Origin of the sequence: Nostoc sp. JL23 (genome assembly GCF_017115065.1) — a bacterium.
GTDB lineage: Bacteria > Cyanobacteriota > Cyanobacteriia > Cyanobacteriales > Nostocaceae > Nostoc > Nostoc punctiforme_A.
Map to the genome: position 1 here is coordinate 26,028 of NZ_JABXKN010000109.1, position 26,564 is coordinate 52,591.

General features: G+C 42.1%; 32 protein-coding genes. 21 read left to right on the forward strand and 11 right to left on the reverse strand.

What is annotated here, in order from left to right; all coding sequences use genetic code 11:
- The first annotated feature begins 207 nt into the window (after positions 1-207).
- The 12 genes from HWQ42_RS22040 (at position 208) to HWQ42_RS22095 (ending at position 8,534) form a co-directional block, all read left to right on the forward strand.
- Complete coding sequence (locus tag HWQ42_RS22040; protein WP_292816149.1) at positions 208-537, forward strand: hypothetical protein; 330 nt, start codon at positions 208-210, stop codon at positions 535-537.
- Positions 538-544: 7 nt separating this feature from the next.
- On the forward strand, positions 545-1,021 hold the full coding sequence (locus HWQ42_RS22045) for a hypothetical protein (protein ID WP_292816150.1): 477 nt from the start codon (positions 545-547) through the stop codon (positions 1,019-1,021).
- A 391-nt stretch (positions 1,022-1,412) separates the two neighbouring features.
- Positions 1,413-1,691, forward strand: a complete 279-nt coding sequence (locus HWQ42_RS22050) for a hypothetical protein (protein WP_292816151.1) — start codon at positions 1,413-1,415, stop codon at positions 1,689-1,691.
- A gap of 569 nt (positions 1,692-2,260) precedes the next feature.
- The gene (gene cysE / locus HWQ42_RS22055; protein WP_292816152.1) at positions 2,261-3,001 is read left to right on the forward strand and encodes a serine O-acetyltransferase; all 741 of its coding nucleotides are present in this window, start codon (positions 2,261-2,263) and stop codon (positions 2,999-3,001) included.
- Positions 3,002-3,060: 59 nt separating this feature from the next.
- Positions 3,061-3,291 carry an Asr1405/Asl0597 family protein gene (locus tag HWQ42_RS22060; protein WP_292816153.1) on the forward strand — a complete coding sequence of 77 codons (231 nt, stop codon included), beginning with the start codon at positions 3,061-3,063 and terminating at the stop codon, positions 3,289-3,291.
- Between the two features lie 306 nt (positions 3,292-3,597).
- Positions 3,598-3,795, forward strand: a complete 198-nt coding sequence (locus HWQ42_RS22065) for a DUF2949 domain-containing protein (protein WP_094349915.1) — start codon at positions 3,598-3,600, stop codon at positions 3,793-3,795.
- A gap of 371 nt (positions 3,796-4,166) precedes the next feature.
- Positions 4,167-5,300 (forward strand): homocitrate synthase, encoded by a 1,134-nt coding sequence (nifV, locus tag HWQ42_RS22070; protein WP_292816154.1) that lies wholly within the window; start codon positions 4,167-4,169, stop codon positions 5,298-5,300.
- Positions 5,287-5,574 carry a nitrogen fixation protein NifZ gene (locus HWQ42_RS22075; protein ID WP_094349913.1) on the forward strand — a complete coding sequence of 96 codons (288 nt, stop codon included), beginning with the start codon at positions 5,287-5,289 and terminating at the stop codon, positions 5,572-5,574. Before nifV ends, HWQ42_RS22075 begins: the two co-directional genes overlap by 14 nt.
- A complete protein-coding gene (nifT, locus tag HWQ42_RS22080; protein WP_114083693.1) occupies positions 5,549-5,752 on the forward strand; it encodes a putative nitrogen fixation protein NifT in 204 nt (67 codons plus the stop codon). The genes HWQ42_RS22075 and nifT overlap by 26 nt, the downstream gene beginning before the upstream one ends.
- A 130-nt stretch (positions 5,753-5,882) precedes the next feature.
- Positions 5,883-6,431: a (2Fe-2S) ferredoxin domain-containing protein gene (locus tag HWQ42_RS22085; protein ID WP_292816264.1), complete on the forward strand. Its 549-nt coding sequence runs from the start codon at positions 5,883-5,885 to the stop codon at positions 6,429-6,431.
- Positions 6,432-6,752: 321 nt separating this feature from the next.
- Complete coding sequence (locus HWQ42_RS22090; protein ID WP_292816155.1) at positions 6,753-7,907, forward strand: PD-(D/E)XK nuclease family protein; 1,155 nt, start codon at positions 6,753-6,755, stop codon at positions 7,905-7,907.
- 51 nt (positions 7,908-7,958) lie between these two features.
- Complete coding sequence (locus HWQ42_RS22095) at positions 7,959-8,534, forward strand: Uma2 family endonuclease (protein WP_292816157.1); 576 nt, start codon at positions 7,959-7,961, stop codon at positions 8,532-8,534.
- Positions 8,535-8,588: 54 nt separating this feature from the next.
- Here the strand turns inward: HWQ42_RS22095 and HWQ42_RS22100 are convergent, their stop codons facing one another.
- The 4 genes from HWQ42_RS22100 to HWQ42_RS22115 all read right to left on the reverse strand — a co-directional run bounded on the left by HWQ42_RS22100 (position 8,589) and on the right by HWQ42_RS22115 (position 11,510).
- The gene (locus tag HWQ42_RS22100; protein ID WP_292816159.1) at positions 8,589-9,017 is read right to left on the reverse strand and encodes a type II toxin-antitoxin system VapC family toxin; all 429 of its coding nucleotides are present in this window, start codon (positions 9,015-9,017) and stop codon (positions 8,589-8,591) included.
- Positions 9,014-9,262, reverse strand: coding sequence for a plasmid stability protein (locus HWQ42_RS22105; RefSeq protein WP_292816160.1), 249 nt, complete (start codon positions 9,260-9,262; stop codon positions 9,014-9,016). Before HWQ42_RS22105 ends, HWQ42_RS22100 begins: the two co-directional genes overlap by 4 nt.
- Before the next feature lie 21 nt (positions 9,263-9,283).
- Complete coding sequence (locus HWQ42_RS22110) at positions 9,284-10,666, reverse strand: 1-acyl-sn-glycerol-3-phosphate acyltransferase (RefSeq protein ID WP_292816162.1); 1,383 nt, start codon at positions 10,664-10,666, stop codon at positions 9,284-9,286.
- Between the two features lie 274 nt (positions 10,667-10,940).
- On the reverse strand, positions 10,941-11,510 hold the full coding sequence (locus HWQ42_RS22115; RefSeq protein WP_292816164.1) for a Uma2 family endonuclease: 570 nt from the start codon (positions 11,508-11,510) through the stop codon (positions 10,941-10,943).
- A gap of 180 nt (positions 11,511-11,690) precedes the next feature.
- Between HWQ42_RS22115 and HWQ42_RS22120 the strand changes: the two genes are divergently transcribed.
- Positions 11,691-13,505 (forward strand): proline--tRNA ligase, encoded by a 1,815-nt coding sequence (locus HWQ42_RS22120; RefSeq protein WP_292816166.1) that lies wholly within the window; start codon positions 11,691-11,693, stop codon positions 13,503-13,505.
- A 327-nt stretch (positions 13,506-13,832) separates the two neighbouring features.
- Complete coding sequence (locus HWQ42_RS22125) at positions 13,833-14,441, forward strand: GerMN domain-containing protein (RefSeq protein WP_292816168.1); 609 nt, start codon at positions 13,833-13,835, stop codon at positions 14,439-14,441.
- Between the two features lie 64 nt (positions 14,442-14,505).
- Here HWQ42_RS22125 and HWQ42_RS22130 read toward each other — a convergent pair whose 3' ends face one another.
- The 3 genes from HWQ42_RS22130 to efp form a co-directional block, all read right to left on the reverse strand.
- A complete protein-coding gene (locus HWQ42_RS22130; protein ID WP_094349905.1) occupies positions 14,506-14,853 on the reverse strand; it encodes a helix-turn-helix transcriptional regulator in 348 nt (115 codons plus the stop codon).
- A gap of 62 nt (positions 14,854-14,915) precedes the next feature.
- Positions 14,916-15,473 (reverse strand): acetyl-CoA carboxylase biotin carboxyl carrier protein, encoded by a 558-nt coding sequence (accB, locus tag HWQ42_RS22135; protein ID WP_292734719.1) that lies wholly within the window; start codon positions 15,471-15,473, stop codon positions 14,916-14,918.
- Positions 15,474-15,581: 108 nt separating this feature from the next.
- Positions 15,582-16,139 (reverse strand): elongation factor P, encoded by a 558-nt coding sequence (gene efp / locus HWQ42_RS22140; RefSeq protein ID WP_094349903.1) that lies wholly within the window; start codon positions 16,137-16,139, stop codon positions 15,582-15,584.
- Positions 16,140-16,341: 202 nt separating this feature from the next.
- On the opposite strand from efp, the gene HWQ42_RS22145 reads away from it, so the two are divergent.
- Both HWQ42_RS22145 and HWQ42_RS22150 read left to right on the forward strand, forming a co-directional pair.
- Entirely contained in the window at positions 16,342-17,448 is a 1,107-nt protein-coding gene (locus tag HWQ42_RS22145) for a peptidylprolyl isomerase (protein WP_292816169.1), read from the forward strand.
- A 111-nt stretch (positions 17,449-17,559) separates the two neighbouring features.
- Positions 17,560-18,114 carry a pentapeptide repeat-containing protein gene (locus tag HWQ42_RS22150; RefSeq protein WP_292816171.1) on the forward strand — a complete coding sequence of 185 codons (555 nt, stop codon included), beginning with the start codon at positions 17,560-17,562 and terminating at the stop codon, positions 18,112-18,114.
- Positions 18,115-18,140: 26 nt separating this feature from the next.
- Here the strand turns inward: HWQ42_RS22150 and HWQ42_RS22155 are convergent, their stop codons facing one another.
- Complete coding sequence (locus HWQ42_RS22155; RefSeq protein WP_292816173.1) at positions 18,141-18,713, reverse strand: Uma2 family endonuclease; 573 nt, start codon at positions 18,711-18,713, stop codon at positions 18,141-18,143.
- Between the two features lie 89 nt (positions 18,714-18,802).
- Here HWQ42_RS22155 and thiL point away from each other — a divergent pair, with 89 nt between their 5' ends.
- Positions 18,803-19,846, forward strand: coding sequence for a thiamine-phosphate kinase (thiL, locus tag HWQ42_RS22160; RefSeq protein WP_292816175.1), 1,044 nt, complete (start codon positions 18,803-18,805; stop codon positions 19,844-19,846).
- Between the two features lie 91 nt (positions 19,847-19,937).
- Here thiL and HWQ42_RS22165 read toward each other — a convergent pair whose 3' ends face one another.
- Both HWQ42_RS22165 and nadD read right to left on the reverse strand, forming a co-directional pair.
- Positions 19,938-20,951 (reverse strand): type I glyceraldehyde-3-phosphate dehydrogenase, encoded by a 1,014-nt coding sequence (locus HWQ42_RS22165; RefSeq protein ID WP_292816176.1) that lies wholly within the window; start codon positions 20,949-20,951, stop codon positions 19,938-19,940.
- Between the two features lie 116 nt (positions 20,952-21,067).
- A complete protein-coding gene (gene nadD / locus HWQ42_RS22170; RefSeq protein WP_292816178.1) occupies positions 21,068-21,694 on the reverse strand; it encodes a nicotinate (nicotinamide) nucleotide adenylyltransferase in 627 nt (208 codons plus the stop codon).
- Positions 21,695-22,097: 403 nt separating this feature from the next.
- On the opposite strand from nadD, the gene murC reads away from it, so the two are divergent.
- The 4 genes from murC to HWQ42_RS22190 all read left to right on the forward strand — a co-directional run bounded on the left by murC (position 22,098) and on the right by HWQ42_RS22190 (position 25,785).
- Entirely contained in the window at positions 22,098-23,561 is a 1,464-nt protein-coding gene (gene murC / locus HWQ42_RS22175) for a UDP-N-acetylmuramate--L-alanine ligase (RefSeq protein WP_292734738.1), read from the forward strand.
- A gap of 124 nt (positions 23,562-23,685) precedes the next feature.
- On the forward strand, positions 23,686-24,687 hold the full coding sequence (murB, locus tag HWQ42_RS22180; protein ID WP_292734740.1) for a UDP-N-acetylmuramate dehydrogenase: 1,002 nt from the start codon (positions 23,686-23,688) through the stop codon (positions 24,685-24,687).
- 173 nt (positions 24,688-24,860) lie between these two features.
- Positions 24,861-25,208 carry a YbaB/EbfC family nucleoid-associated protein gene (locus HWQ42_RS22185; RefSeq protein WP_099100025.1) on the forward strand — a complete coding sequence of 116 codons (348 nt, stop codon included), beginning with the start codon at positions 24,861-24,863 and terminating at the stop codon, positions 25,206-25,208.
- A 97-nt stretch (positions 25,209-25,305) separates the two neighbouring features.
- A complete protein-coding gene (locus HWQ42_RS22190; protein ID WP_292816266.1) occupies positions 25,306-25,785 on the forward strand; it encodes a low molecular weight protein-tyrosine-phosphatase in 480 nt (159 codons plus the stop codon).
- Positions 25,786-25,837: 52 nt separating this feature from the next.
- Here the strand turns inward: HWQ42_RS22190 and HWQ42_RS22195 are convergent, their stop codons facing one another.
- Positions 25,838-26,521, reverse strand: coding sequence for a response regulator transcription factor (locus HWQ42_RS22195; protein ID WP_292816180.1), 684 nt, complete (start codon positions 26,519-26,521; stop codon positions 25,838-25,840).
- Positions 26,522-26,564: the final 43 nt, after the last annotated feature.

Consider the following 26,564-nt stretch of genomic DNA (forward strand, 5'->3'; position numbering starts at 1 on the left):
TTTATTCAAATATTTATAAGTAATAGTGATTTCAAAGCACCTAATAAAAATCAATTCATTCAGTCATTAACCCAGATTTTTGTTGAAGTTGGAGCATTTATTTTTACATTTACTCTCAAACAAGTGTTTATCTAACTAGTAAAATATAATACTTTAATCTGATTCAATATTTTGGTTCTGAATTACGTAAATTCGACGGCTCATATCGTGTCCGCTGAATTGCCCATAATAAAAGAACCTCACCCTGGTTTTGCTACGCAAAGCCTGTCCCTCTCCTTGAGGCGGTGTATACACAAGTCTTCTATCGGTGCGAACGTAGGCATCGCACTCAATATACTTCGTCGAAATGGTTATGCTTCCATCACAACTACTCAAAGATTTATCTCTAATGATATTGACAAAATTTTTGCTTTTATGGTATATACAAACCTGCTTATAGGCTATCCATTAATAGGTTATGATGTGCGATCGCATCCACCAATGGGAATTATATACTTAGCAACTATTGCTACGTCACCATTAGAACTCCCAAGGTAGATATACGATGGCCTATCAAAATATTGCAGCCTCCCTTTCGCCACAAGATATCCAAGAAATTAAAGCCGCGCTACAGACAGTCCAAAAAAAGATGCCCTTTCTGATTACTCTCAGCACTGAAGAACGACGCAAGTTAGTAAAAATGGGCGATAAAAGCCTAGCCTTTGTAAACAATAGCATCACTGCTGCTCAGTCTAACCGCGAAATCCTTCCAGCCACTTTTGATGTTGAGGAACTGGTTCAAGATTATCAATTAGCTGCTGCGCTTACCGAACTTTTAACCTCAATGCAGCAACTCACCGAACAGGTAGATGATACTTTAATGGCTGTCGGTAGTGAAGCTATGACTAGCAGTTTGACTGTTTATGATTACGTGAAGACTGCATCGAAAAAGACTCCCGGCTTAAAGACTGTCGCTGAACAGTTGGGCGAACGTTTTAAAGCTATTGGTAGAGGTAAATCTGCTAAAACTCCCGTCTCTTGATAATTTAATACTCATCGGCGAACTGTAGGGGCGTACATTTGTACGCCCCTATTCTGTAGACCTCTTGCATAAATCACAAAGAAGAACCCCACTCCGCCAAAGTTATGCTTTGTCTCTCCTCCCCTTAGTAAGGGTGTATACACAAGTAAAATTACCCCCCTTAATCCCCCCGATGCAAAGGGGGGAAACAGGAATCTAGTTCCCTCCCCTTTCCAAGGGGAGGGTTAGGGTGGGGTAAAACTGACGCAAAAAACCAGGTGAGTAAACTATTTCAGACTTGTGTATACACCGTAGTTACTAAGGGGAGGGGATTAAGGAGTGGGGTGCTAGGGACTTTTGCAAGATACCTTGTATATCACATTTTATCTCCGTCGTCGAGTATTTGAACCGGATGAATCCACCTTTTATCTCCGTTAACGAGTATTTGAACTGGATGAATCCACCTTTTATCTCCGTCAACGAGTGTTTTAACTGGATGAATCCACCTTTTATCTCCGTTAACGAGTATTTGAACTGGATGAATCCACCTTTTATCTCCGTCAACGAGTGTTTTAACTGGATGAATCCACCTTTTATCTCCGTCAACGAGTGTTTTAACTGGATGAATCCACCTTTTATCTCCGTTAACGAGTCTTTGAACCGGATGAATCCACCTCTACAGGTTTATTGAGTAGGGGCGCTATGAGAATATCTACCTATTATGCCGCTCTAAGATTTTGCGATCGCTATTCCCACACATCTATATAATAAGAAAACAGTTACGATGAGCGATAACTATATTTTGAAACGTATACATACATACAGACAGCAAATCCTAAAAGAAAATAAAGAAACCTGTCTTTCGCCTATCCAAATAATAAGATACTAATAGTAATAGGATATACAGAAAATAGATTTATAGCCTTACCAAATTCATATTTGAGTGCATCTGAGTACAGCTTAATATATTGCAAAATATCTTGATAAAATCTTAGCAAATGCTTACGGGTAAAGTTTCTTGTAGCGTGAACAGAAATTCTTAACCCCTGCCCCAAAAATACTAGTACCCCTATCATTAAATACTAGTGCCCCTACCCCAAGATAAATTTTAAGTTTATCTGGAGTCGGGGTTTCGGCGTTTGAGTACAACCTCAATCAATCCAATAAATCCAATCAGCATTGGATTTTCTATCGAGTTGGATGTCACCTGATATAAGCATAAAAATAGCAGATGACTCATTTACCAGATAGACATTACCGATGCAACAGTCTTTAGACAGTATTAGCGATCGCCAAACTACCAAAACGCAGGATTCTGCCCGTACATCCATGCTGAAAAATCTCCTCTCTGGCGTTTTTTTTGAGCCATTATTGAGTGATTTTCGCATTATTTTTGAGCGCGATCCCGCAGCACGTAATTGGCTAGAAGTGGTGTTTTGCTACCCTGGATTGCACGCGCTATGTTTGCATCGTCTTGCTCACTGGTTACATTGTCGAGGAGTCGGTTTTATCCCCCGTTTTATTTCTCATTTGGGGCGATTTTTGACGGGAATTGAAATTCACCCAGGTGCAGAGATTGGTGAGGGCGTGTTTATCGACCACGGAATGGGAGTAGTCATTGGCGAAACTGCAATCGTGGGCGACTATACACTGATTTACCAAGGCGTCACCCTTGGCGGAACTGGTAAAGAAACTGGTAAGCGTCATCCCACAGTCGGCAAAAATGCAGTGATTGGGGCGGGTGCGAAAGTTTTAGGTAATCTGCAAATTGGCGATCGCGTCCGTATTGGTGCAGGTTCGGTTGTCTTGCAGAATGTCCCCAGCGATCGCACTGTTGTGGGAATTCCCGGCCGAATTATTTCTCGCAACGAAAGCGCCAGCCTTTCTCCTCTAGAACATGGAAAGCTACCCGATGTGGAAGCAACCGTGATTCGTTCTTTGCTCTCGCGCATTGAAGAACTCGAAAAACAACTGCAAACTTTAAGCGTTAAGAGTCATTAGTCATTGGTCATTTGCAAATGACAAAGGACAAAGGACAACTGACAAAGGACAAATGATAAATGACAAATCACGTTTTGCAGATTCCTTTGAGCGATCGCTGGCGAATCTATCACCGTTTGCAAGAGTTAAAAATTAATTGCTCTTGTCCCCCCGATGGTTCTTTACGGGTACAAGTGAATAATTTGCTCGAAGTAATTCTAATTCGTAGTACAGTTATGCAACTTCTCGCTTCTCGTCACGAATTATTAGAATGGCTAGAGCGTTGCTGGCATTACAGTGATGAGTCATGATTATTTCAAAAAGACCTTATTTAGGGACGATTAATCTTGAATTCATGACGCAAGTACTGGACTTTATCCTTTTTGTTCATAGATGCACAAAGCTCAAATAGGTTTAGAGTTTGAAGCTACTGTCTGCTAGCAGAATTTGTTGCAGACTGAGATGGATTAGACGGGGTTTAGATTTTGTTGGGTCTACTAAATCTGAAACTTCCCTGACATATAGCAACAATTAAAAAGGCGAAATTCCTAAATATAAATTGGAATTTCTGATTTTTAAATTTTTCCCAAATTAAGAAATTGAAAGTTCAATCACTTATGGCGACTCGGAACAGAGATATAAAACTACTCAATTTTTTGCACAATGAACTTGAACTTTCAAATGCTGATATTGCTGTAGCTCTGCGACACCGTGAATTAGAAAATGGCCCGCTACCGATGCTCCTCTGGCAGTATGGTTTCGTTGACTTGGAGCAGCTAGGAAAGATATTTGATTGGCTAGCAGACCAAAGTTAGCGAATTTGTACCCCTTAGCATTGAGTACCATTACCTGCCTAAATTACACCCACATGCACTAGAAAAGATGAGGTTACGAAGATGATTACATCCTTAATTGCTGGCTTCTGTGTATTACTTTGTTCGGGATTTGCTAATAGTTATATTAGTTCATTGCTACTCGAAGACATTTCAACTGACATCGGTGAAAACGATTAGTAAATTATACATTGATTTAGTTCCCTGCCATACAGATGTGATGCTAATAATGGGGCAATAATTAAGGATCATGTATCCTACATTATGAATTGTGATATTTTTAGCATTTACCATCACGAGGGATTGTAGAGGGAAAGGATATTAAGAATACTTCCAATAGAGGGATATTTGCAATGAATCAAATCATAATTAATGACACTACATTACGTGATGGCGAACAAGCAGCAGGTGTTGCCTTTACTCTACAAGAAAAAGTAGCGATCGCGAAGTTTCTCGATGCTATTGGTATACCGGAATTAGAAGTGGGTATACCGGCTATGGGTGACGAAGAAACCCGTGCGATCGCCGCAATTTCTAACTTAGGTTTACAAGCAAAACTCTTGGGCTGGAACCGTGCTGTCATCTCAGATATCAAGGCTTCCATCGCTTGTGGTTTGAACCGGGTGCATATTGCTATTCCCGTCTCTGGTATCCAAATTGCCACTAAATTTCATGGTCAGTGGCGAGTAAGTTTGCAAAAACTCAAAGACTCAATCCACTTCGCCCTCGATCAAGGTCTTTGGGTAGCAGTCGGCGGAGAAGATTCTTCCCGGGCTGATGAAAACTTTCTCTTAGATGTAGCACTTTATGCCCAAGAATGGGGTGCATCCCGTTTCCGTTTCTGCGACACTGTAGGAGTTCTCGACCCCTTCACCACCTACACCAAAGTCCAAAGGCTGGTTTCAGCGTTGACGATTCCCCTAGAAATCCACACGCATAATGATTTTGGTCTGGCAACTGCCAACGCCCTTGCGGGTATCAAAGCCGGAGCTTCATCAGTGAATACCACAGTCAACGGATTGGGTGAAAGGGCAGGAAATGCAGCATTAGAAGAAGTTGTCATGGCGATCAAACGCATCTACGGCGTTGATTTGGGCATTGACACTCCCAGTTTGCTGGAACTGTCTCAACTAGTTGCAGCCGCATCAGGAGCCGATGTACCACCTTGGAAAGCGATCGTTGGCGAAAATACCTTTGCTCACGAATCTGGCATCCATGCTCACGGGGTATTGCAAAATCCCATTACCTACGAACCATTTGCTCCTGAAGAAGTGGGTTGGGAACGACGTTTAGTAGTAGGTAAACATTCTGGACGGCATTTAGTTGCTAACTTGCTAGAACAGCATGGAATTTTCTTGAACTCCCAAGAAACCCAATCTGTTTTAGATGCAGTGCGCCATCAATCGGTACAGAAAAAACGTAGTTTGACGACAGAAGAACTATTGAATTTGGTCAGAGAACAGAGGTACTCTCATGCAACGCGATGAATTAGAACTAAACTTGCCACCCGCTTTTGAAATCGGTGAAAAAGTCAGAGTTCGTAAACTGCTAAAAAACGATGGTACCTTTCCCGGTAAGGAAGTCGGCCAAGTTTTAGTCAACAAGGGAGATATCGGTTACATAGCGAGTATAGGCACATATTTGCAGACTTCCTATATATATGCTGTGCATTTCTTGGAAACAGGGTTCGTCGTCGGCTGTATGAAAAAAGAACTAGAATCGGTTGAGGAATCTCATGAAAGTAATGCTACGGATGAATGATGCCGGCACTTTAGTAGTCTACGTTGCTAAAAAAGACCTGGAAGAAGAAGTCGTCAAACAAACGGATGGAAATGATGGCAAAATTCTCACCCTAGCAAATGGTTGGGAATTAGAATTTCGTGATTTGCCAGACACAGCAAATTTACCTCAAACAGTAGAAGCTAAACGACTCGCTTAACAAGAATAGGGAGTGGGAATTTTAGATTTTAGATTTTGGATTTTGGAATTAAATTTCAATCTAAAATCTAAAATTTAATTGACCCATGCCCAATGCCCAATGCCCAATTCCCAATAACTTTTTATCAATCATGGGTAACAAGTATTTGACGTTATCAGAATTGAACCTTGAGGGACAGTTACTAGGTTTTGTTGGTGGTGAACCAGGAAAATATAAATACTTACAATTGGCGGTTCCATCTGGAGATGTGGAAATTAAACTGCCTAAAGAGTTACGTCGTTTACTAAGTTCATCCTTAGTTCCTGGTCAGCAACTTCGCATTTGTGGTCATAGTGAGATAGACTCGCGCACAAGTAAAATTAAAATTAAAGCCTATCAGGTGACACCAATCAATACTTGTCCAAAGCAAGATTTACCACCTCAAACCAAAGCGAGGATTATGGTATGTCAAAAGGGCGGTTGCTTGAAACGTGGTGGTAAAGGTTTATTATCAGAATTAGAAAAAACTTTGTGCGATCGCGGTTTGTCAGACAAAGTTACTATTGAATATACTGGTTGCCAAAAATGCTGTGGCAGCGCTCCCAACTGTGTTTTGCAGCTTGGTAAAAAGAAATACAAGAATATTCATCCTGATGCGATCGCATCTTTGCTAGAAAGTCACTTAACTTCAGAGCAATAAACTTCTCTAGCTATTCTTAAAATAATACATAACTTTGTAGGGGTAAAAATTTTACCCCTATTTTGGTTGGTATAGTATAGCACCCTTGTCAAACTGCGATCGGCTAAGTTATAACTGCTGCAACGTTAGTAATAACGAATACAAACAGAACTTATAAAAACCTGCCCTGGCGAATGGAATTCGCGGCTATACAGACAAAACCCACCTCCGTGGGTTTCAACTTCTTAGAGTCCGCGTAGGCGGACTTTGTTTGTGTAGCCGCGATTTCCAATCGCCAGGTATATTTGCTTTTTTAGAATTACCTTAAATACTTAAAAATCAATGTCTTTGTTTAGCAATTTACTCAATCTGCATTTAGGAAACAAACCGCGTGAAGATTTTTTTACTGAGATTGTTGCTTATTTTTTGTCCCTCAATAATGATATTTTACTTGATTGGCTAAAACATTACTCAATTATCGGTGATGATAAATATTCCAGCATCAAGATTTCAACTCAACAAGAACATCAAGCACTGGCGATCCATACTGAGGATAGTAGACTTGATATTGTAGTTGAACTTTCAACTGGTTTAACTACAGATGTAATATTTATTGAATCAAAAATTGGCTCTAAAGAAGGATGGGAGCAATTAAAAAAATATGCTGATATTTTGAGTAATTTACCAAATATCAAACATCGAATTTTAATTTACATCACCCGTGATTATGACCCAAAAGAAGAAATTAAAACTCCAGCATTTAATTTAGAGCCAAAAGTAATTTTTTATCAATTGAGGTGGCATCAATTTTATGCCCGCTTACAACAACACTCGACTGATATCTTAGCCCAAGAAATATTAATTTTCATGAGGAAAAATGGAATGTCTACCACTAATCAATTCTCATCAGTTGACTTATTGACAATGGTGAATTTTAACAAAACTCTCCATTTAATGAAATCAACTCTCAATGAAGAAGTACAGCGTGAATTCAAGCTAGCCTTTGGAGGTGTTATCAAAGGCGCAGCAAGTATGACTCAATGGAGATGGTACAGTATATATATTATCTATACTAAATTTTCAGGCGATAATCTTTGGTGTGGTCTTGGATACTTTAATTTAAATCCAGATACTTTAACAGAATATCCATATTTAGGTATATTTTTGGAGGTTTCTGCTAGTTTTGGAGAACGCCCAAAAATTATTGAATCTATGCAGAAAGTAATTAACGACAAACCCAATATATGGACTCCTGCTGATTTGACGATTTTGCCAGCATGTTCAGCTATTTTTTATCAAAAAAGCCTACAAGACTTTTTATCTGAAAAAGACCAGCTATCTGCTATTAAAGATTTTTTCTTGAAATCTATTGATGAACTCAAAAATATTCATCCAGATTTCAGCTTCCCTTGGAAAGGTGTAAGTATAGAAACAGTTACAGAACCTGATAAAGAAGAAGATCCAGATATATTATTATCTTCTATCGGTGAAGTTTAATCAGCTACAGCTATATTAAGATAAAAATAACTCTGCATTCTCGTAGTTGTTATGAGCCTTACCACTGCTAAACGCTTTACTATAGCTGAATATCACCGTCTAGCTGAACTCGGCTTCTTTGAGGAGAATGACCGAGTTGAGCTAATTAAAGGTGAAATAATCCAGATGGCAGCAAAAGGTACACCGCACTCTGTTTGCAGCACCCGCTTATATCGGGAGTTGTTCAAGCTGGTTCTAGAAGAGGCGATTCTTCGAGGACAAGAACCAATTATTATACCTAATGACAGTGAACCAGAACCCGATCTAGTCATTGTGCGAAATCGTCCTGATGACTATTTAGAAGCTCATCCTAGCCCATCTGATGTATTGCTGGTAATTGAAATTTCTAATTCCACTTTGAAATATGACCAAGATGTAAAATTATCTGTTTATGCAGAAGCTGGTATTTCCGACTATTGGATATTTAATTTAGTAGATAACTACCTAGAATCTTACAGCGAACCTTATAAAGATTTACAAGCTAAATATGGTTATCGCCGCAAGTTAATTTTTCTGCAAAATGAGTCAGTTAGTCTGCCATATTTTCCTGATTTAGTTCTGGATTTATCTAAAGTATTTCCAGGTTAATGTATGAGAGGCAATGTCTAATGACAAACCACTGTGTGTCTACGTTCTACACCTCTATCTTTCGGAGACTTCCCAAGGATTAATAATAGAAATACCACACCCTTCAAAGTCAGAGAAATTGCGTGTTGCTATAGTTGCTGCATGAGTGTAACAAATAGCTGCAATCTGAGCATCGGCTTGAGAAATGGGAGTCCCATTGTGTCTTCTTTGAGACGCAATATTAGCAAAAGCCACAGCAGCAGCTTGATCAAAAGGAAGAACACGCCCAGCAAAATCTTCTGAGAACATCAGTTGTGCTGCTTGACTAAGTTCTTCTCGCCGTTTTCCCGCAGGGAGTAAGGCGATACCATAGAGAATTTCTGCTTGAGTGATTGTTGTAGTAAATAGACTTATTAACGATTGTTGAGCAGCCCAACTACGAACTATTTCAGACTTTTTTGGCTTCATTAATTCGGACAAAACGTTTGTATCAAGAATAATCATTCTTCAAATGTTGATACAGTGCGAATAGGTTCTCTAGGAATTTCTGCTAATTCAAATTCTCCCAAATTTGCAAAACGCTGCTCAATCATATTAGCTAAGTTTAATGGCTGTTCGTGATTTTCTATTAGAGCCATACGAAGAATTTCTTTGGCTTCTTCTTCGAGAGAACGACCATGTTTTTCGGCTCGTTTCTGTAGACGATATTTGATGTCATCATCAAGATTAGATATAGTAATATTGTTCACAATCAATCCTCATATTACTTTTTAAATCAAACTTTCCAATGCGTGTTGTAAATCGTTCGTTACATCAGCAACAGCCTGTCTAGCACCCAACCGATTTTCCTTATATACCGGGTAACGCTCAGAAATAGATATGGGTTCACCCACAGTAATTTTTACCTTTTGCTTACCCAATTGCGGACGCTGCACAGTTTTATTGCCTTTGATTTTAGCAATCATTTGCCATAAAATTAAAGTCGTCTCAGCAAACCTTTCTACTGTTGGATTTTCGCGAATATAATTACCAGAAACAGCCACAAAACTTTCTACTAAACGCATGTGCCACATCCGTGCATTCGCTTCTTCCGCAATGCGATCGCCTAAAGCTCTTTCAACCGCAGATACTCCTTTGACATCTTTAAATTCTTCTCTAAATATATAATTCCAACCCGCTTGTTCTACTCGCCGACAACGGTCGCTCAAACTACCTTTTGACTGCAAATTAAAATACTGTTCTGAGATTAACAGCGCTGCATTCAACAAAGCTTGTAAACGAACAGCTAACGCTTCATTTCTATCTGGAATTTGCCCGTTGACAATCTTGGGATCTGGCAGTTTCTGATGATAAAACCGGGTGTAAAATTCCTCCATTAGCAAAAGTAAATGTTCTGCCAAAGTCAACAACCGAGGATAAAGCGACTCTATAGAAGCATTTTCTGCTGCATTCACAGGTAAACCACTAGCCGCTTCCAATTCACTTAAAAGATTTGCGATCGCATCCCAAGGAGCATCAACGTAACTATATTTAATCCCAACTGGTACAATTAGAACCTGTTCGGGGCGTTTAGCTTTGTGCAAGTCTTCAGCACACCAAAAGCCTAATTGGGCGATACCGGGTTCCAGAGGGCTAATATTCTCCGATAAACCATTAGTTGCACCTTCTGGCGCAGCCGCCATCGGGAATCTCCCATTGGCGAACAAGTCACGCGCCGAACGTAACCCCGTCCAGTCAGCCTTACCTCGCTGAATCGGAGTACCACCTAAATGAGAAGCAATCCAACCGACGTAGGAACCTGCCCATAGAGGAATGCCGCGATCGTAGATAAAATGAGCGTGAATCGGAAGTTGTAGTGCTGTACCTTGCGATCGCGCTGTCTTTGGTACAATTTGAGACAGCAAGTAACCCAAACAAAACGGATCGTCTGTTTTCGGATGGCGAAATGCCAGCATAAAACGGATCTTACCCTCCTGAAACTGGCGATAAAGATCCACCAGAACCTCTACGTTGTCTGCTTCAATTTGGGTAATAGGTGTTTGCCATTTTATCCAACTGGGTAGCAACAGATGGACAACTCGTAGCAATAAAGGGTTAAACGCGGGGGGAATAAATTCTAAGGGTGCTTGTGCTTGATAAATTACATCTGCCAAAGTAGTTTCTCCTAAAGATTCCCTGATTTTAATCGCCTGAAGGTTATTTCTTTTAAGATATCCTAACGGCTGTAATATGCCCTGAGTAATGAAGTCCAGGTAAAATCTGCCTCTTGTGCTGTGCTTGGCACATTACTCAGGTTAGAAAACTAGGATACCTTCTTAGTCTACGCAGATTATTTTAATGAAGCGTACTTACGCAGACTTATAAAGTATTTTCTGCTGCAATGAAAAGTGTTGGCAGATAGTGGAGGTTTAGCAGCACTTGCAAATCTTAATAACAAGAAAGACTCAAGCTAAATCCTGGCAATACATCTTCACCCGATAATTGTGTGGGTAGATTTCGCACTTCTACATCTTGTTTTTGACGATAAATTTCTACTTGCTGCTGTTGGGGGTTAATTAACCATGCTAACTGCACCCCTGCATCCATATATTCCTGCATTTTGGAACGCAACATTTCCAAATCATCCGTTGCTGACCTTAATTCAATGACAAAATCGGGTGCAATGGGGGGAAATTTGCGTCTTTGTTCAGGTGTAAGTGCTTGCCAACGTTCTCGTTGAATCCAAGCGACATCTGGGGAACGGTCAGCACTATTGGGTAATTTGAATATAGTAGAAGAACTGAAAGTGTAACCCAGTCCAGTTTGCCGATTCCAAATTCCCAGATCGATAATTAAATCTGCTTCTCGATTCCCACTTTCACCTCCAACGGGGGACATAATGATTAATTCTCCCTTGGCAGTGCGTTCAAATTTCAATTCGCGGTTATTTTGACATAAGTGATAAAATTGTTCGTCACTCAGGTGAACGGTGTCTAGTTTTAATGTCAAAAGACTCATAACCTAGACCTAGATTAAATAGTTGCAAAGATTATATCACAATACAGTTCAGATAAGCCCAAAACACTTGTAGAGACGGCGATTTATCGCGTCTCGAAAACCCAAAATTGTTGCCAGTAGACCTTAACTGAACCGTATTGGTTTATAAACAAATTAGAGATTCTGGAAAGGGAGTAAACGATGCGACTTTCACAAATGTTATTTGTTACACTGCGGGATGATCCGGCTGATGCTGAGATTCCTAGCCATAAATTATTACTCCGTGCAGGCTACATTCGTCGCATCGGTAGTGGCCTTTATGCTTATTTGCCGTTGATGTGGCGGGTAATGCAAAAAGTTTCCCAGATTGTGCGGGAAGAAATGAACGCGACAGGCGCACAAGAATGTCTCCTACCGCAATTACAGCCTGCTGATTTATGGAAGGAATCGGGACGCTGGGACACTTACACCAAAGCTGAGGGGATTATGTTTTCCCTAATTGACCGCCGCGAGCAACAATTAGGATTAGGCCCAACTCATGAGGAAGTAATCACAGCGATCGCTCGTGATATGATTCGCTCTTATCGCCAGTTACCACTGCATCTCTACCAAATTCAAACTAAATTCCGTGATGAAATTCGTCCCCGCTTTGGTTTGATGCGCGGACGAGAGTTTATCATGAAGGACGGCTACTCCTTCCATACCGATGAAGCCAGCCTCAAGGAAACTTACCAGGATATGTATAAAGCGTACAGCAATATCCTGCGACGTTCTGGTTTAGCTTTTCGCGCAGTGGAAGCCGATTCTGGTGCAATTGGTGGTTCTGGTTCCACAGAATTTATGATTTTGGCGGAAGCTGGTGAAGACGAAGTTCTCTACACTGAGGATGGTAAATACGCCGCTAACGTAGAAAAGGCTGTTTCTTTACCAATTGATGCCGAAACTTCACGGTTTACAACTTATGAGAAACGCGATACACCTGGAACAGAAACGATTGAAAAGGTGTGTCAACTCCTCAACTGTTCTCCTACTCAATTGGTGAAAAATGTCCTTTATCAGACAGTTTATGATAATGGCACAACAGTGTTAGTTCTGATAAGCATTCGAGGCGATCAGGAAGTTAATGAGGTCAAATTGCAAAATGAACTGACTAAATTAGCTTCTGAATATGGTGCTAAAACTATCATTAGTTTGAATGTACCAAATGTAGAAGCCCAGCAAGCATGGACAGCTAAATCTTTACCTTTAGGCTACATTGCGCCTGATATCGCAGATGAGTATATTGCTGCTAATAAACAGATCCATCCCAAGTTTTTGCGCTTGGTGGATCAAACAGCCGTTGATTTAAAAAACTTTGTTACAGGCGCAAATGAAGCTGGTTATCACGTAGTTGGCGCTAATTGGGGTGAGCAATTTAAGTTACCAGGGCGAGTAGTAGATATTCGTAAGTCAAGACCCGGCGATCGCGCCATCCATAACCCAGAACAAACTCTTGCAAGCGCCCGTGGAATTGAAGCAGGTCACATCTTCCAATTAGGCACTAAATATTCCCAAGCGATGGGTGCAACTTATACCAACGAACAGGGTGAAGAAAAGCCATTATTTATGGGTTGTTTTGGTGTAGGCGTGTCACGATTAGCCCAAGCTGCCGTAGAGCAATCTTATGATAAAGATGGGATTATTTGGCCAGTAGCGATCGCACCCTACCACGCGATCGTCACAATTCCTAACATTAAAGATGCTCAACAAATCGAAATTGCCCAAAAACTTTACACAGAACTCAATCAAGCGGGAATTGAAACCCTACTAGATGACCGCGACGAACGGGCGGGAGTCAAATTTAAAGATGCGGACTTGATTGGCATACCTTATAGAATTGTAACCGGACGCGCGATCGCTAATGGCAAAGTTGAAGTTGTAGAAAGAGCCACCCGCAAATCGCAAGAAATAGTCATTGATGAAGTGACAACAACACTTCATAAGTGGATTACAGAAGCACTAAGACATAGGGCATAAGTATGGAGAAGAGACAAGGAAGAGGGGGGAGACAAGGGAGAGACTTGTTCAATAATTTCCCCTTATCTTCCTGTCCCCTTATCCCCAACTTCTTAACTCCTAACTCCTAACTCTGAACTTTTCACTCTCGACTCTCAAAAATTTACATAATTTGGCAGGTGACGGATTAAAAATAAAAATCCTAAAATTATATTAGGGACTTGCAGAATTAAAAGCTATTAAGTCTCCTCTAGATTGTGGGAAACTCTCTACTTATAAGTATCGTCTTTAACCAGGCTGCTCCTCACATAACTACCATATCAGCCCTCAGTTAGGAAGGTTTTGAACATGAAAGACCAACAAGGATCTAATCGTATTTCTTCAGGCGTAATTGCAGCCGTGTCAGCAGCGGTTGTAGCGGTGGGTGGCGGTGTAGCTTGGTTTACCACACAATCCAGCAATCCTCCCACACCATCAAATCCTTCTGGCCGCATTGAGCCAGCACAGCCATCAACTAGGCAGCCAGCTAATGAGCAAACCCCCAACGTTTATTGGTTAAGATCAAATAACAAAAATCTTACTTTGGTTCCCCAGCCTATTAAAGTCGCTTCTATTCGACCCAACCAGCCTTTAGAAGCAGCTTTCCAAAGTTTGTTAGCAGGTCCAACAGAAGGGACAGATTCGACAACCATCCCTAAAGGAACCAAGCTATTGGGGTTGAAAGCGGAAAATGATGAGGTTCACGTTAATTTATCTGAAGATTTTACCAGCGGTGGTGGTAGCACCTCAATGATGGGACGCGTAGGACAAGTTGTTTACACTGCCACAACTTTAAATCCCAAAGCCAAAGTATACATTGATGTGAACGGCAAACCGTTGGATGTTTTAGGCGGTGAGGGTGTAGAGTTACAACAACCGCTAACTCGTGAACAGTTTCAAAAAGATTATCCCCTTTAAAAAAGTTAGGAGTTACAAGTTAGGAGTTTTAATTCATAACTCATAACTCATAACTCTCTTAAACTTACCGTTTACTATTTAACACGCGAAAATTCCGGGCTTGCTGCTCCAACCTTGTGGCGAGGCGATCGCAAACCCGATTACACAACTCAAAAATCATTTGATCTTCCACCCGGTAATAGGCGCAAGTTCCTTCACTGCGGCGGCTAAGGATACCTGCTTGCCACATTACCTTCAGGTGTTTTGACACATTTGCCTGGGAAGTCTGTGTTGCCTCTACCAACTCTTGCACGCATTTTTCTTCATCCCGTAATAAGTGTAGCAGCCGTAGGCGCATTGGCTCACTTAACAGGCTGAAGTATTCAGCTACTTGTTGCACCACTTCTGGTGGTAAAGGCAACGTTTGTTTCATCAGGGTTGACCCGCAAGGACTGAAAGTTTTAACAATGACTCACATCATATATACATTAATACTTAATCAGGGTTAATTCGCATCAAAGGTTGACCATATTCTACAGCGTCGCCATTTTGAAGGAGAATTTCCATCACCTGTCCAGAGACTTCGGCTTCGATTTCATTCATCAGCTTCATGGCTTCAATGATACAGACTGTTTGACCCTTGCGGACGCGATCGCCCACTTCCACAAATGCCGCTTCCCCAGGCGCAGGAGCGCGATAAAACGTTCCTACCATTGGGGAAGGCACTTCTACTAATCTCTGGTCAATGGTTGAGGCAGGATTTACTGATAACTGCATTTGTGTGCTAGTTCCAGTATTCTCAAATACACGAGATGTGGACACCTCCGTTACCTGACTTCCGCTCATCTGGTTTCCTCCAGATGAACCCGATGTCAAGCCTGAACCTACCACACCGCCTAAAGTCCCTTGACCTACCGACAACATCTGATTGCTAATGCTCACAGCCTTACGGACTGTTAGCTCAAAATCATCGCTTTTGAGTATGACTTCTGCAATATCTGTTTGTGCGATAGTTGCCAGTAGTTGGCGGATTTCATTAAAGTCCAATGGCACAGTTTTTATTACCTCGACCTATCCGTAAATTAGCATTTTAAGTGTGGCAGGGGATTAATCCCTATGTAGGGATTTCAAGCGGGACTTGCATCTCCGTAGAGATGAAAGTTATTCCCTGCTGATATATTTATCTTCCTGGGTATCAACTTTGATGCGTTCTCCTTGAGAAATAAACAAAGGAACCATCACAACTGCACCAGTTTCTAGAGTTGCTGGTTTTGAGCCACCTGTGGCAGTGTCACCTTTTAAACCTGGATCTGTTTGGACAATTTCCAGAACTACAGACTTAGGTAACTCTACTCCCAATACCTGTTCGCCCCACCGAATCACTTCGGCTTCCATACCTTCCTTAAGGTACTTGACGCGATCGCCAATTTGTTCACGAGTCAATCTGCCTTCTTCGTAGGTTTCCATATCCATAAAGACAAACTCATCGCCTTCTTTATAGGTATGCTGCATCGTGCTTTTTTCTAAAGTAGCTTGCGGCACTGTTTCCCCTGCGCGGAACGTTTTTTCCATAACGCTCCCACTCTGGACATTTTTTAGCTTAGTTCGTACAAAGGCGGAACCTTTGCCTGGTTTGACGTGCAAGAATTCAAGCACTCGCCATACAGACCCATCCAATACAATTGAAACACCGGGTCGAAAGTCGTTACTGGAGATCATGAAACTTTCAAATTTTGGAAGACAATCGGCATTTATTGTACCCTTCTAGGGTCGTCATTGGGCATTTGTCATTAGTTTAGTGTCATTGTCATTAGTCATTTTTCCTCTGCCCTAGACCTCTGCTCCACTCATCACCTAACGTGGGAAGATTATTTATGGGTTACGTCCAGTCAACAATTCACTGCTGCATTTGAGTTATCCCATGCTTAACTTATTAAAATCCTGGCTGAAGAACAGCCTAATGGCAATACTGCTGATAACAATATTTTTAGGCATAACTACAGCTGGGTGGACTCCCTCCAGTAGTGCCGCGTTACCATCCGGCAATGCAATTACCGACGGAAAGGCTTTGTTGCGGTATGCACTCCCGATAGATAACAAACCTGTGCGGCAACTACAAGGCAGTTTAGAGGACATCTCTGCCCAACTGCGGGCGAATCGGCGTTGGGGTGCTATTTCCAAAGACATTAGCCAAGCATCCCGCATTCTCGATAAACCTTCCCAAATCTTAACAAGCGTTCCCGCAGAACGCCAACCCCAAGCCGAAGCTTGGATTACCGAGTTGAAATCTGGGGTGGGTAAATTACAAGAATTGGCGAACAGCAAAGATAAAGAACAAATTCTGCAAGAGAGAGGCAAACTTCTGAATCTTGTTACTCAGCTAGAAGAGTCAATGGTGAAACAATTCCCCTTTGAAGTGCCTGCTGAGTACAGTAATCTGCCGCAACTTAAAGGTCGTGCCACTGTAGAAATCAAAACCAACAAAGGCGATTTGGCCCTTGTCGTAGACGGTTACAGCGCTCCCGTGACTGCTGGTAATTTTGTAGATTTGGTAAATAGGGGTTTTTATAATGGCTTAGAATTTACCCGTTCTGAAGAATCTTACTTTCTCCAAACTGGAGATCCTGCTGGGAAAGATGTGGGTTTCATTGATCCAAAAACGGGCAAATATCGCGCTATTCCCTTAGAAGTCTTAGTCCAAGGCGATAAAGCACCTACTTATGGCATTACTCTAGAAGAAGCTGGTCGTTACGTTGATATGCCAGTTCTGCCTTTTTCTGCCTTTGGTGCAGTAGTGATGGCTCGTCCTGAAAGTGAAGTAAATGGTGGTTCATCACAATTTTTCTTCTTTTTGTTTGAACCAGAACTCACCCCCGCCGGACGCAACCTGTTAGATGGACGCTATGCCGTTTTTGGCTATCTCACCGAAGGTAAAGAAGTTTTGGATAAACTGAAGGCTGGTGACAAAATTGAATCGGCAACTGTGGTTCAGGGAATAGAAAATCTGGTTGAGCCGCAAGCTGCATAAGAAGACACAGGGGACAGGAAAAGAATAATTCTTGTACAGACGCGATTAATCGCGTCTCTCCTGATTCAGATTTCCGGCGGTGAACACCTGATCAACTGCGATCCTTAAGTTATGGACAGAGAGGAATTTATCAAGCGCTACAGTAATGAAACCGATTTGGTTGGGATTGATTTGAGTGGAGCCGATCTCAGAGGACTTGGTTTTGATGGAGATATGAGTGGAGCCAATCTCAGTGATGCCAACTTGGAAGGAGCGGATTTGGGATCTGTTGAACTGTGCGATGCCAACCTGAGTGGAGCTAACTTGAGAAATGCCATTTTGGATGATATTGACTTCAGTGGAGCTAATCTCACTGGATCTGACCTGAGCGGTGTTCGTATGCATCAAGCCAGTTTCAATAATGCTATTTTGAAGGATGTTAACCTGAGTGGTGCCGATTTGTTGCAAACTGTATTTGATAGTGCTGACTTGAGGAGTGCCAATCTCAGTGAAGCTTTTCTCGATGAAACTTTCTTTTACAATACCAACCTCAGCAACGCAAATTTGATGGGGGCTAAGTACTTGAGTGAACGTAGACTGAAGGGTGCTATCTTGTGCAACACTATCATGCCAGATGGGAGTATTAGAAATGATGGTTGTAGGGAAATGAGGCAGAATAATTACTAACTTTTAACTTCTAGCTTCTAACTCCCCTAACTCAGATTCCCTGCGGTGAATATCCGATCAACTGCGATCGCTAATTCTGGAAAAGTCCGTGATACAATTTGCTGAGTGGCTGTAAAAACTGTTTCTTCGTAAAATCCATCTTCCAGTAGTAACACTGAAACTTTTGTCGCCAGTGGGTCTACAATCCAATATTCAGGAACCTCTAAAGCAGCATATTCTGAGCGTTTATAACGATAGTCCCGTTTCACCGACTCTGGACTAACCACCTCGACAATTAGTAATGGTGGTGACTCAAATACTGCTAGAGCATTCAATAATTCTCTAGCTTGTTCCAGTGTCACTACACACAAATCAGTCAACCTAGATTTATTTCTACCCGTCCTCACCCCACTTTCTCGAAAACACAGCCAAGGTGAGCTACAACGTTTGATTTCTGCATCTAGCAATTGCTCAAGAAATTTGGCAATCAGGAAATGTTCTATAGTAGGTGGGTTCATTAACTCTAGCTTGCCATCCACCAGTTCATAATGAAAATCGCTACCATCATCATAGGTTAAGTACTCCTCAAATGTGATGCTGGTTACTGGTGTTGTTACCATTCCAACTGACTCCTAGACAATACCCTTATCTTAAACAGTAAAGTAAATCATCAGTTTTCTTCGTAATTTTGCAACACGGAAAACCGATTGTGAACATTAAGTTATCTTCTCAACAGGTAAAAGATACTGGCGAACAAGGTCTTTTAGAAAGATTACAGCGCTTCTGCCCACCAGAAATTATCGGCGATGATGCGGCAGTACTTGAGACTGCACCAGGGCAATCTTTGGTAGTTACTACAGATGTACTGGTTGATGGCGTGCATTTTAGTAATCTCACCACTTCCCCAGAAGATACTGGTTGGCGAGCTGCTGCTGCCAATTTATCAGATTTAGCAGCAATGGGCGCTTCCCCATTGGGAATCACTGTCGGGTTGGGACTACCCGGTGAACTTAGGGTGAGTTGGGTAGAACGCTTGTACCAGGGAATGACAGAATGCCTGCAAAAATACAATACCCCAATTGTTGGGGGTGATGTCGTGCGATCGCCTGTAACTACTCTGGCAATTACCGCTTTTGGTCAAGTCAACCCTAGTCAAATTATTCGCCGTTCTGCTGCTGTTCTTGGGGATGCGATCGTCGTTACAGGCGTTCATGGAGCCTCCCACGCTGGCTTAGAACTACTCTTGCATCCCGAACTAGGACAAAACCTCAAAGATGTAGAACGCACGGCTCTAATCCGCGCACATCAACGTCCCCAACCACGATTAGATGTCTTACCAATCCTCTGGAAAATTTTAGCATCCCAATGCCCAATGCCCCATGCCCCATGCCCCATGCCCATTGCTGGTATGGATAGCAGTGATGGTTTGGCAGATGCAATTATCCAAATTTGCCGCGCCAGTGGCGTTGGCGCTGTCTTAGAATACAGACAAATTTCCGTACCAAAAACTTTTAACAATTGGCTGACACCAGACCAAGCGTTAAAATATGCTCTATATGGTGGCGAAGACTTTGAATTAGTGCTGTGTTTACCACAAGAATTAGCATTAGTCTTAGTGCAACATCTTGGAGAAGGTGCTGCGATCGCAGGCAGGATTATAGCCGGATCGAAAGTAATATTGCACGACGAGCAAAAAAAGTTCCCTGACCAAGTTCTGAATCTTAGCCAGGGATTTCAACATTTTGGTCAATAGTGTGTTTGGGATTTTTCTAATGACTAATGACCAATGACTAATGACAGTTTGGGATTTTTCTAATGACTAATGACCAATGACTAATGACAAATTATTGCCACTTCTCAGCTACTAATTCTGCCAAATCCAAGACTCGTTGGCTATAACCCCACTCGTTGTCATACCACGCCATAACTTTTACTAAGTCATTACCCAAGACCAACGTCAAGTTAGCATCGACAATTGAAGAAGCATCACTACCTTGATAATCGGAAGATACTAGTTCTAGTTCGCTGTAGTCCAAAATTCCTTTAAGTGGGCCTTCGGCAGCATCTTTGAGAGCTTGGTTAACTTCTTCAGTAATAGTACGCTTCTCAACCTGAACTACGAAATCTACCATTGAGACGTTCGGGGTTGGTACGCGCAAGGCAACACCATTCAGCTTGCCTTTGAGGTCTGGGATAACCAGCGCCACTGCTTTTGCTGCGCCAGTAGAGGTGGGTACAATGTTTATCGCTGCGGCCCTCGCCCGTCGTAAATCCCGGTGAGAAGCGTCTAGCAATCGCTGATCGCCTGTATAGCTGTGGGTAGTGGTCATCGTACCTTTGATGATGCCGAACTTATCGTTCAACACCTTGGCGATTGGTGCCAAGCAGTTGGTAGTACAGCTAGCGTTACTGATAATATTGTGTATGTTGTGGTCATAGTCGTGATGATTCACACCAACCACAAAAGTACCATCCTCGTTTTTACCAGGAGCGGTAATCAGAACTTTTTTGGCTCCAGCATTTACGTGCTTGAGCGCTCCTTCTTTGCTAGTAAATACCCCGGTTGCTTCGATAATTAGGTCAATTCCCCAATCTTTCCAGGGCAAGTTTTCGGGATTGCGATCGGACACGCACTTAATGGTCTTACCGTTGACGATGATAGAGTTATCGTCAGCACTAATCTCAGCACCTTTGATCTTGCCTAGCATTGAGTCATACTTTAGCAGGTGAGCATTGGTTCTAGGGTCTGAAGTGTCATTAATAGCGACAAGATCAATCCGACTATTCTCTCTACCCACCCAGCAACGCGCAAAGTTACGTCCAATCCGCCCGAAACCGTTGATTGCAACTCTAATCACAGTGTCTTGCCCTCTGTATTTATGCTTATATGTTGATATCGTTGACCCCAATCATATCGCAAAGGGGGGGGGCACTTTTAACCATAAAGTGTTAGATCAATAAAAAAACACATAATTTATTCAGATTTGTAAGAGTAGAGATTGTTGTTAGTGATATATGATCTGACCGATTCCGGGACTAAATAACGAATTGACTGGCGATCGCGGCAAAATTTGCGAATTAGACTTGACGAAACCCCTACTAAAGGTATATTCAAGAGTTGCCAGTTAATGATCGCAGACTCCTCCTTGAGTTGTTGCTCCACTTGCTTGCAGATTAATTTGCTTTGAGTTATAGTCTCACCACTTAGCTGTCGGGGTGCGATTAACCAATCACACATTTGTGCTAATTCGTGTCCTCGGTACCAACCGGGTAAGGTTTGGAAAGTATCCAAGCCCACAATCCAGTACCAGTGAGTATTTGGGTAACAAGCAGATAAGTCAATCAGGGTGTTAATGGCATAAGAAGTCCCAGAGCGATTAGTCTCCACTAGTGAGACAGTAAATGCTGGGTTATCTTTTATTGCTAATTGCAGCATTTGCAGACGATGCTCAAACAAAGCTGCTTCTTTGTGAGGAGGATTTAGGGTTGGTACCCAAATAACCTTTTCAAGGGATACTTGATGCAAAGCTGTCTCGGCTACGAGCAGGTGTCCCCAATGAATTGGATCGAATGTGCCACCAAAAATTGCTAGTTGCTGCATCCAGATAAGCCTGGGTTATATGCAATTGAAAAATAGTTTCATTACCAATGTACTATTGTACTCAATTCACGCCTAGACTTGATGCAATTTCAATTTAGTTTCACTAAACAATGTATTATGTAGCCAATTCCAGTAAGGTAGCCAAAAATATGTATTTGACATTACAAGAATTTCTTTCCCGATGCGGCCAAAATTTTCAGAATAATCTTAAGAACAGTTCAGAAATAGCAAAAACCTCCAACCAAGGTAAAATCATTCTCAACCAGGAAAACCAGAGCAGAAACATCATTTGGGCATCAAACATGAACATGATACAGGAGTAGTTACGGTAAAAATCAAATTCCTGTTATGATACGCGTGTCATTTGTGATTATGGTGTGGTGTGGTGTAAGAGGAGCAATAAATGACTAATTCTGTAGATTTTAGTGGTAGACCATTTCATTTTATTGGCATCGGTGGCATAGGTATGTCTGCTCTGGCATACGTTCTTGCAAAGCGTCAATTTCCAGTGTCAGGTTCGGATCTTCGTCCTAACCACATTACGCACAAGTTGGAATCTATCGGTGCTCATATTTTTAGTAAACAAGAGGCAAGCAATCTCGAATTCTTTCACCCTCAGGTATTGGCTAATCCAGTAGTATTAAATTCACAAGAACAATTATCTGCTGATACTAAGTCAAAACTGCCTCAAGTCATTTGTTCAACAGCAATTAACACTAATAATTTAGAATACAAAGCAGCGCTGGAATTAGGTTGTCCAGTTTTACATCGTTCAGATGTACTAGCAGCTTTAATTGCCGATTACTACAGTATTGCAGTGGCAGGAACACACGGCAAAACTACAACCAGTAGTATGATTGGCTATATGCTTCTGGAAGCGGGTCTAGACCCAACGATTTTAGTCGGTGGCGAAGTCAATGCTTGGGAAGGTAATGCTCGATTGGGACAAAGCCAATATTTAGTAGCCGAAGCAGATGAATCAGATGGTTCTCTGGTAAAACACGCTCCCGAAATTGGTATCATCACCAATATTGAACTCGATCACCCTGACCACTACGATACATTAGAAGAAGTTATTGACATCTTCCAGACATTTGCTAAGGGTTGTAAAACGTTAATAGGTAGCATTGACTGTGCGACAGTGCGCGATCGCTTGCAACCCACAATCAGCTACAGTTTACACTCAGATACCGACGCTGATTACACCGTCACCAATATTGATTATCGTGCTGATGGTACCACGGCTTTGGTTTGGGAAAGAGGTACAGCTTTGGGCGTGTTAAAGTTGCGGTTGCTCAGTCGGCACAATCTCAGCAATGCCCTAGCCGCAGTCGCTGTTGGTCGCGCTTTGGGCTTAGAATTTGGAGCAATTGCCAAAGGTATCGCCACCTTCGAAGGAGCAAGACGACGCTTTGAGTTCCGAGGTGAAGTCAATGGCATTACCTTCATTGATGACTATGCTCATCACCCTAGTGAGATTCGCGTTACTCTCGCCGCAGCCCGTTTACAGGCAAGACCAGGGCAAAGAGTGGTTGCTATCTTCCAACCCCATCGCTATAGCCGTACACTGACCTTTTTAAATGAATTTGCCGAGTCTTTTACCCATGCTGATTTGGTGGTGTTGACTGATATTTACAGTGCAGGCGAACCTAATTTAGGGCAAATTAGTGGTGAACGTCTAACGGCGGAAATTGCTAAACAGCATTCGCAGGTAGTTTATCAACCAACTTTACCAGCAGTGTGTGAGTACTTGCTACAAACACTACGCCCAGGAGACTTGGCGCTGTTTTTAGGCGCTGGAAATTTGAACCAGGTGATTCCTGAAGTAATTACGACACTTTGTGAGCCGGCTAAAGCCACATCCTAAGTGGAAACTTTGCGAAGTTTTATTTCTGAGCAAAGCGCTCCTCTCGCAACGGTTTCATCTGTGAACTCTATTACCGTATATTTACGGTAGATTAATGTAAAAATTTTACCAAAATAAAGTAAAGATGACCATTTCCCAGGCAGCTGGAAACGTCTGCACAGTTTCTGCTTTGAATACAAAGAAACAGCAAACAGCTAATTCAGTGGAGAGCGAAGTAATTTACTTACCCAGTACTGATTGTGCGATCAAGTCCCAGGCTTCTTTGTCAGCATTTACTTCCTATAGAGTTGGGGGAGCAGCTGATTTATACGTTGCCCCCCGAAACTTAGAAGCACTGCAAGCAAGTCTTAAATACGCAAAAGAACGTAATTTAAAAGTGACAACGTTGGGAGCAGGTTCTAACTTGCTGGTAAGCGATGGTGGTATATCAGGCTTAGTTATTGCTACTCGTCATCTCCGCTTCAACCACTTTGATCCCCAAACCGGTCAATTAACCGTTGCTGCCGGAGAATCAATTCCCAGCTTGGCATGGGCGGCAGCAGAATTAGGGTGGCAAGGATTGGAGTGGGCTGTTGGTATCCCCGGAACAGCAGGAGGCGCCGTGGTGATGAACGCAGGGGCACATAATAGCTGTATCGCAGATATGTTAGTTAGCGCCCAGGTACTTTCACCCGATGGTACGTTGGAAACTCTTACCCCGGAACAGTTAGGTTATAGCTACCGGACTTCATTATTGCAAGGTGGCGATCGCATAGTCACCCAAGCCACCTTACAACTTGCGCCAGGTGCAGACCCAGCCAAAGTTGTGGCAATTACCAAAGAACACAAAAAGCATCGGTTAAGCACTCAACCATACAACTTCCCCAGTTGTGGCAGTGTGTTTCGCAATCCCAAGCCTTACAGTGCTGGCTGGTTAATTGAACAAACTGGTCTAAAAGGCTACCAAATTGGTGGAGCACAAGTAGCACTACTACATGCTAATTTTATCGTTAATCGTGGTGGAGCAAAAGCTAGTGATATCTTCTGTCTCATTCGCCACATCCAACATCAAGTACAAGAACGTTGGTCTATTAATTTAGAGCCAGAAGTCAAAATGCTCGGAGAGTTTCAAGGTGCTTGTGGATAAAGAATGGGGAATGGGGAGATGAGGTAGAAGAATATAAGAACCAATGTCCAATACCCTACTCCCTACTCTCAACTCTATGACGCATTAATTATTGGTAAAAAAAGAGTCAAATTACTTACCGCATCTATAATTGAATTTGATTTGTTATTCAACGCACACGCGTACAAATAATTATGACAGGAAAAGGACAGGGATTCGGCTTTGGCTTAGGAAAAATGAAAGAATTAGCCGAAGCTTTTAAGAAAGCGCAGCAAGTTCAAGAAGGCGCAAAGCGACTCCAAGAAGAATTGGAGCAAATGGAGATTCAAGGAGAATCTGGCGGTGGTCTGGTGAAGGTAATTGTCAGTGGGAACCAAGAACCCAAGCGAGTGGAAATTTCTCCAGATGCTTTAGCAGAAGGTGCAGAAGTACTTTCTGATCTTGTAACAGTGGCAATGAAAGAAGCCTACAACAAGTCCACAGCAACAATGCGGGAACGTATGGAAGAATTAACCAGTGGGTTGGAGTTACCTGGATTTTAGTCATTAGTCATTAGTCATTAGTCATTGGTCATTAGTCAAAAGACAAAGGACAAAGGACAAAAGGCAAATGACTATTGACAAAGGACAAAGTATATCTATGCCTTATAAGTTGCTGTTTGTCTGCTTAGGTAATATCTGCCGATCGCCATCGGCAGAAAACATCATGAATCATCTAATTGAGCAGGCTGGCTTGAGCGATCGCATCCTCTGTGACTCTGCTGGTACATCTAGCTATCACGTTGGTAGCTCACCTGACAGACGCATGAGTTCTGCGGCGGCTGCTAAGTTGGGAATTAAACTGCGTGGTCGAGCACGCCAGTTTCAAAAGTCAGACTTTCAAGACTTTGATTTGATTTTGGCTATGGATCGAGAAAATTATGAGAACATTCTCACTCTCGATCAAACTAAGCAATATCAGCATAAAGTGCGTTTGATGTGCGAGTTTTGCTCTCGACACACTCTAAAGGAAGTTCCAGATCCCTATTACGGTGGTCAAGAGGGATTTAATCAGGTTATTGATTTACTGATCGATGCTTGTGAAGGTCTGCTCACAAAAGTTAAAAGTGAAGAGTTATGAGTTAGGAGTTAGGAGTTTTAATTCCTCACTCCTCACTTTTAACTCCTAACTTTTATTCCACCAGACCATGCTTCATCGCAAAACGCACTAATTCCGCGCGGTTGCTGGTTGAGGTTTTTCTCAATAAACTGCTAACGTACTTTTCCACAGTTCGAGGACTCAGGTGTAGCTGATGACCCATTTCGGCATTAGAAAGACCATGAGTCAATAACTCTAAGACTTCCTGTTCTCTGTGAGTTAGGGCTGAGTGCAGATGGGATTTCTGAATTTGAGTGGACAGAGAATTTTGGGCATCCCCCGCTTTTGTCAAGCCGGAAATGCCCAAACTATCTTTATGAGAAAAACGATACTCTGATTGGATAATTTGCGATCGCTCCAAAAGATTGCGGATTGCTGCTGCTAACTCTTCCAGTTCAAAAGGCTTGGGTAAATATAAATCACACCCTGACTGGTAGCCCAGAATTCTTTCTTGGGTCTTAATGCGTGCCGTTAATAAAATTACAGGCAATAAACGAAACACTGGTTGTTGACGCACCCGGCGCACCAGTTCATAGCCATTCATCCGTGGCATAACAATATCCGTGACAATCAAATCAGGATGATACTCATCCACCATAAACAAAGCCTCTTGACCGTCATTAGCCGTGATCACTGAGTAGCCAGACAGTTCAAGATAGTCGCTAACAGACAGACGAGTGCCCAAATCATCATCCACTACAAGGATCGTCAAGGGCATGGATAATACACCCCTAGCATTTTTTTACCCAGAAATTTGCTTT

Coding starts and splice junctions, on each gene's coding strand:
- HWQ42_RS22130 (WP_094349905.1), bottom strand. CDS start 14,853: ATGAAACAAACGTTGCCTTTACCACCAGAAGTGGTGCAACAAGTAGCT.
- HWQ42_RS22195 (WP_292816180.1), bottom strand. CDS start 26,521: ATGCCCTTGACGATCCTTGTAGTGGATGATGATTTGGGCACTCGTCTG.
- HWQ42_RS22185 (WP_099100025.1), top strand. CDS start 24,861: ATGACAGGAAAAGGACAGGGATTCGGCTTTGGCTTAGGAAAAATGAAA.
- HWQ42_RS22150 (WP_292816171.1), top strand. CDS start 17,560: ATGGACAGAGAGGAATTTATCAAGCGCTACAGTAATGAAACCGATTTG.
- nifT (WP_114083693.1), top strand. CDS start 5,549: ATGAAAGTAATGCTACGGATGAATGATGCCGGCACTTTAGTAGTCTAC.
- HWQ42_RS22120 (WP_292816166.1), top strand. CDS start 11,691: ATGCGACTTTCACAAATGTTATTTGTTACACTGCGGGATGATCCGGCT.
- HWQ42_RS22100 (WP_292816159.1), bottom strand. CDS start 9,017: ATGATTATTCTTGATACAAACGTTTTGTCCGAATTAATGAAGCCAAAA.
- efp (WP_094349903.1), bottom strand. CDS start 16,139: ATGATCTCCAGTAACGACTTTCGACCCGGTGTTTCAATTGTATTGGAT.
- HWQ42_RS22095 (WP_292816157.1), top strand. CDS start 7,959: ATGAGCCTTACCACTGCTAAACGCTTTACTATAGCTGAATATCACCGT.
- nifV (WP_292816154.1), top strand. CDS start 4,167: ATGAATCAAATCATAATTAATGACACTACATTACGTGATGGCGAACAA.
- HWQ42_RS22085 (WP_292816264.1), top strand. CDS start 5,883: ATGGGTAACAAGTATTTGACGTTATCAGAATTGAACCTTGAGGGACAG.
- HWQ42_RS22060 (WP_292816153.1), top strand. CDS start 3,061: ATGACAAATCACGTTTTGCAGATTCCTTTGAGCGATCGCTGGCGAATC.
- HWQ42_RS22190 (WP_292816266.1), top strand. CDS start 25,306: ATGCCTTATAAGTTGCTGTTTGTCTGCTTAGGTAATATCTGCCGATCG.
- murB (WP_292734740.1), top strand. CDS start 23,686: ATGACCATTTCCCAGGCAGCTGGAAACGTCTGCACAGTTTCTGCTTTG.
- HWQ42_RS22115 (WP_292816164.1), bottom strand. CDS start 11,510: ATGAGTCTTTTGACATTAAAACTAGACACCGTTCACCTGAGTGACGAA.
- murC (WP_292734738.1), top strand. CDS start 22,098: ATGACTAATTCTGTAGATTTTAGTGGTAGACCATTTCATTTTATTGGC.
- HWQ42_RS22045 (WP_292816150.1), top strand. CDS start 545: ATGGCCTATCAAAATATTGCAGCCTCCCTTTCGCCACAAGATATCCAA.
- HWQ42_RS22125 (WP_292816168.1), top strand. CDS start 13,833: ATGAAAGACCAACAAGGATCTAATCGTATTTCTTCAGGCGTAATTGCA.
- HWQ42_RS22075 (WP_094349913.1), top strand. CDS start 5,287: ATGCAACGCGATGAATTAGAACTAAACTTGCCACCCGCTTTTGAAATC.
- cysE (WP_292816152.1), top strand. CDS start 2,261: ATGCAACAGTCTTTAGACAGTATTAGCGATCGCCAAACTACCAAAACG.
- HWQ42_RS22050 (WP_292816151.1), top strand. CDS start 1,413: ATGAATCCACCTTTTATCTCCGTTAACGAGTATTTGAACTGGATGAAT.
- HWQ42_RS22090 (WP_292816155.1), top strand. CDS start 6,753: ATGTCTTTGTTTAGCAATTTACTCAATCTGCATTTAGGAAACAAACCG.
- HWQ42_RS22145 (WP_292816169.1), top strand. CDS start 16,342: ATGCTTAACTTATTAAAATCCTGGCTGAAGAACAGCCTAATGGCAATA.
- HWQ42_RS22155 (WP_292816173.1), bottom strand. CDS start 18,713: ATGGTAACAACACCAGTAACCAGCATCACATTTGAGGAGTACTTAACC.
- HWQ42_RS22065 (WP_094349915.1), top strand. CDS start 3,598: ATGGCGACTCGGAACAGAGATATAAAACTACTCAATTTTTTGCACAAT.
- nadD (WP_292816178.1), bottom strand. CDS start 21,694: ATGCAGCAACTAGCAATTTTTGGTGGCACATTCGATCCAATTCATTGG.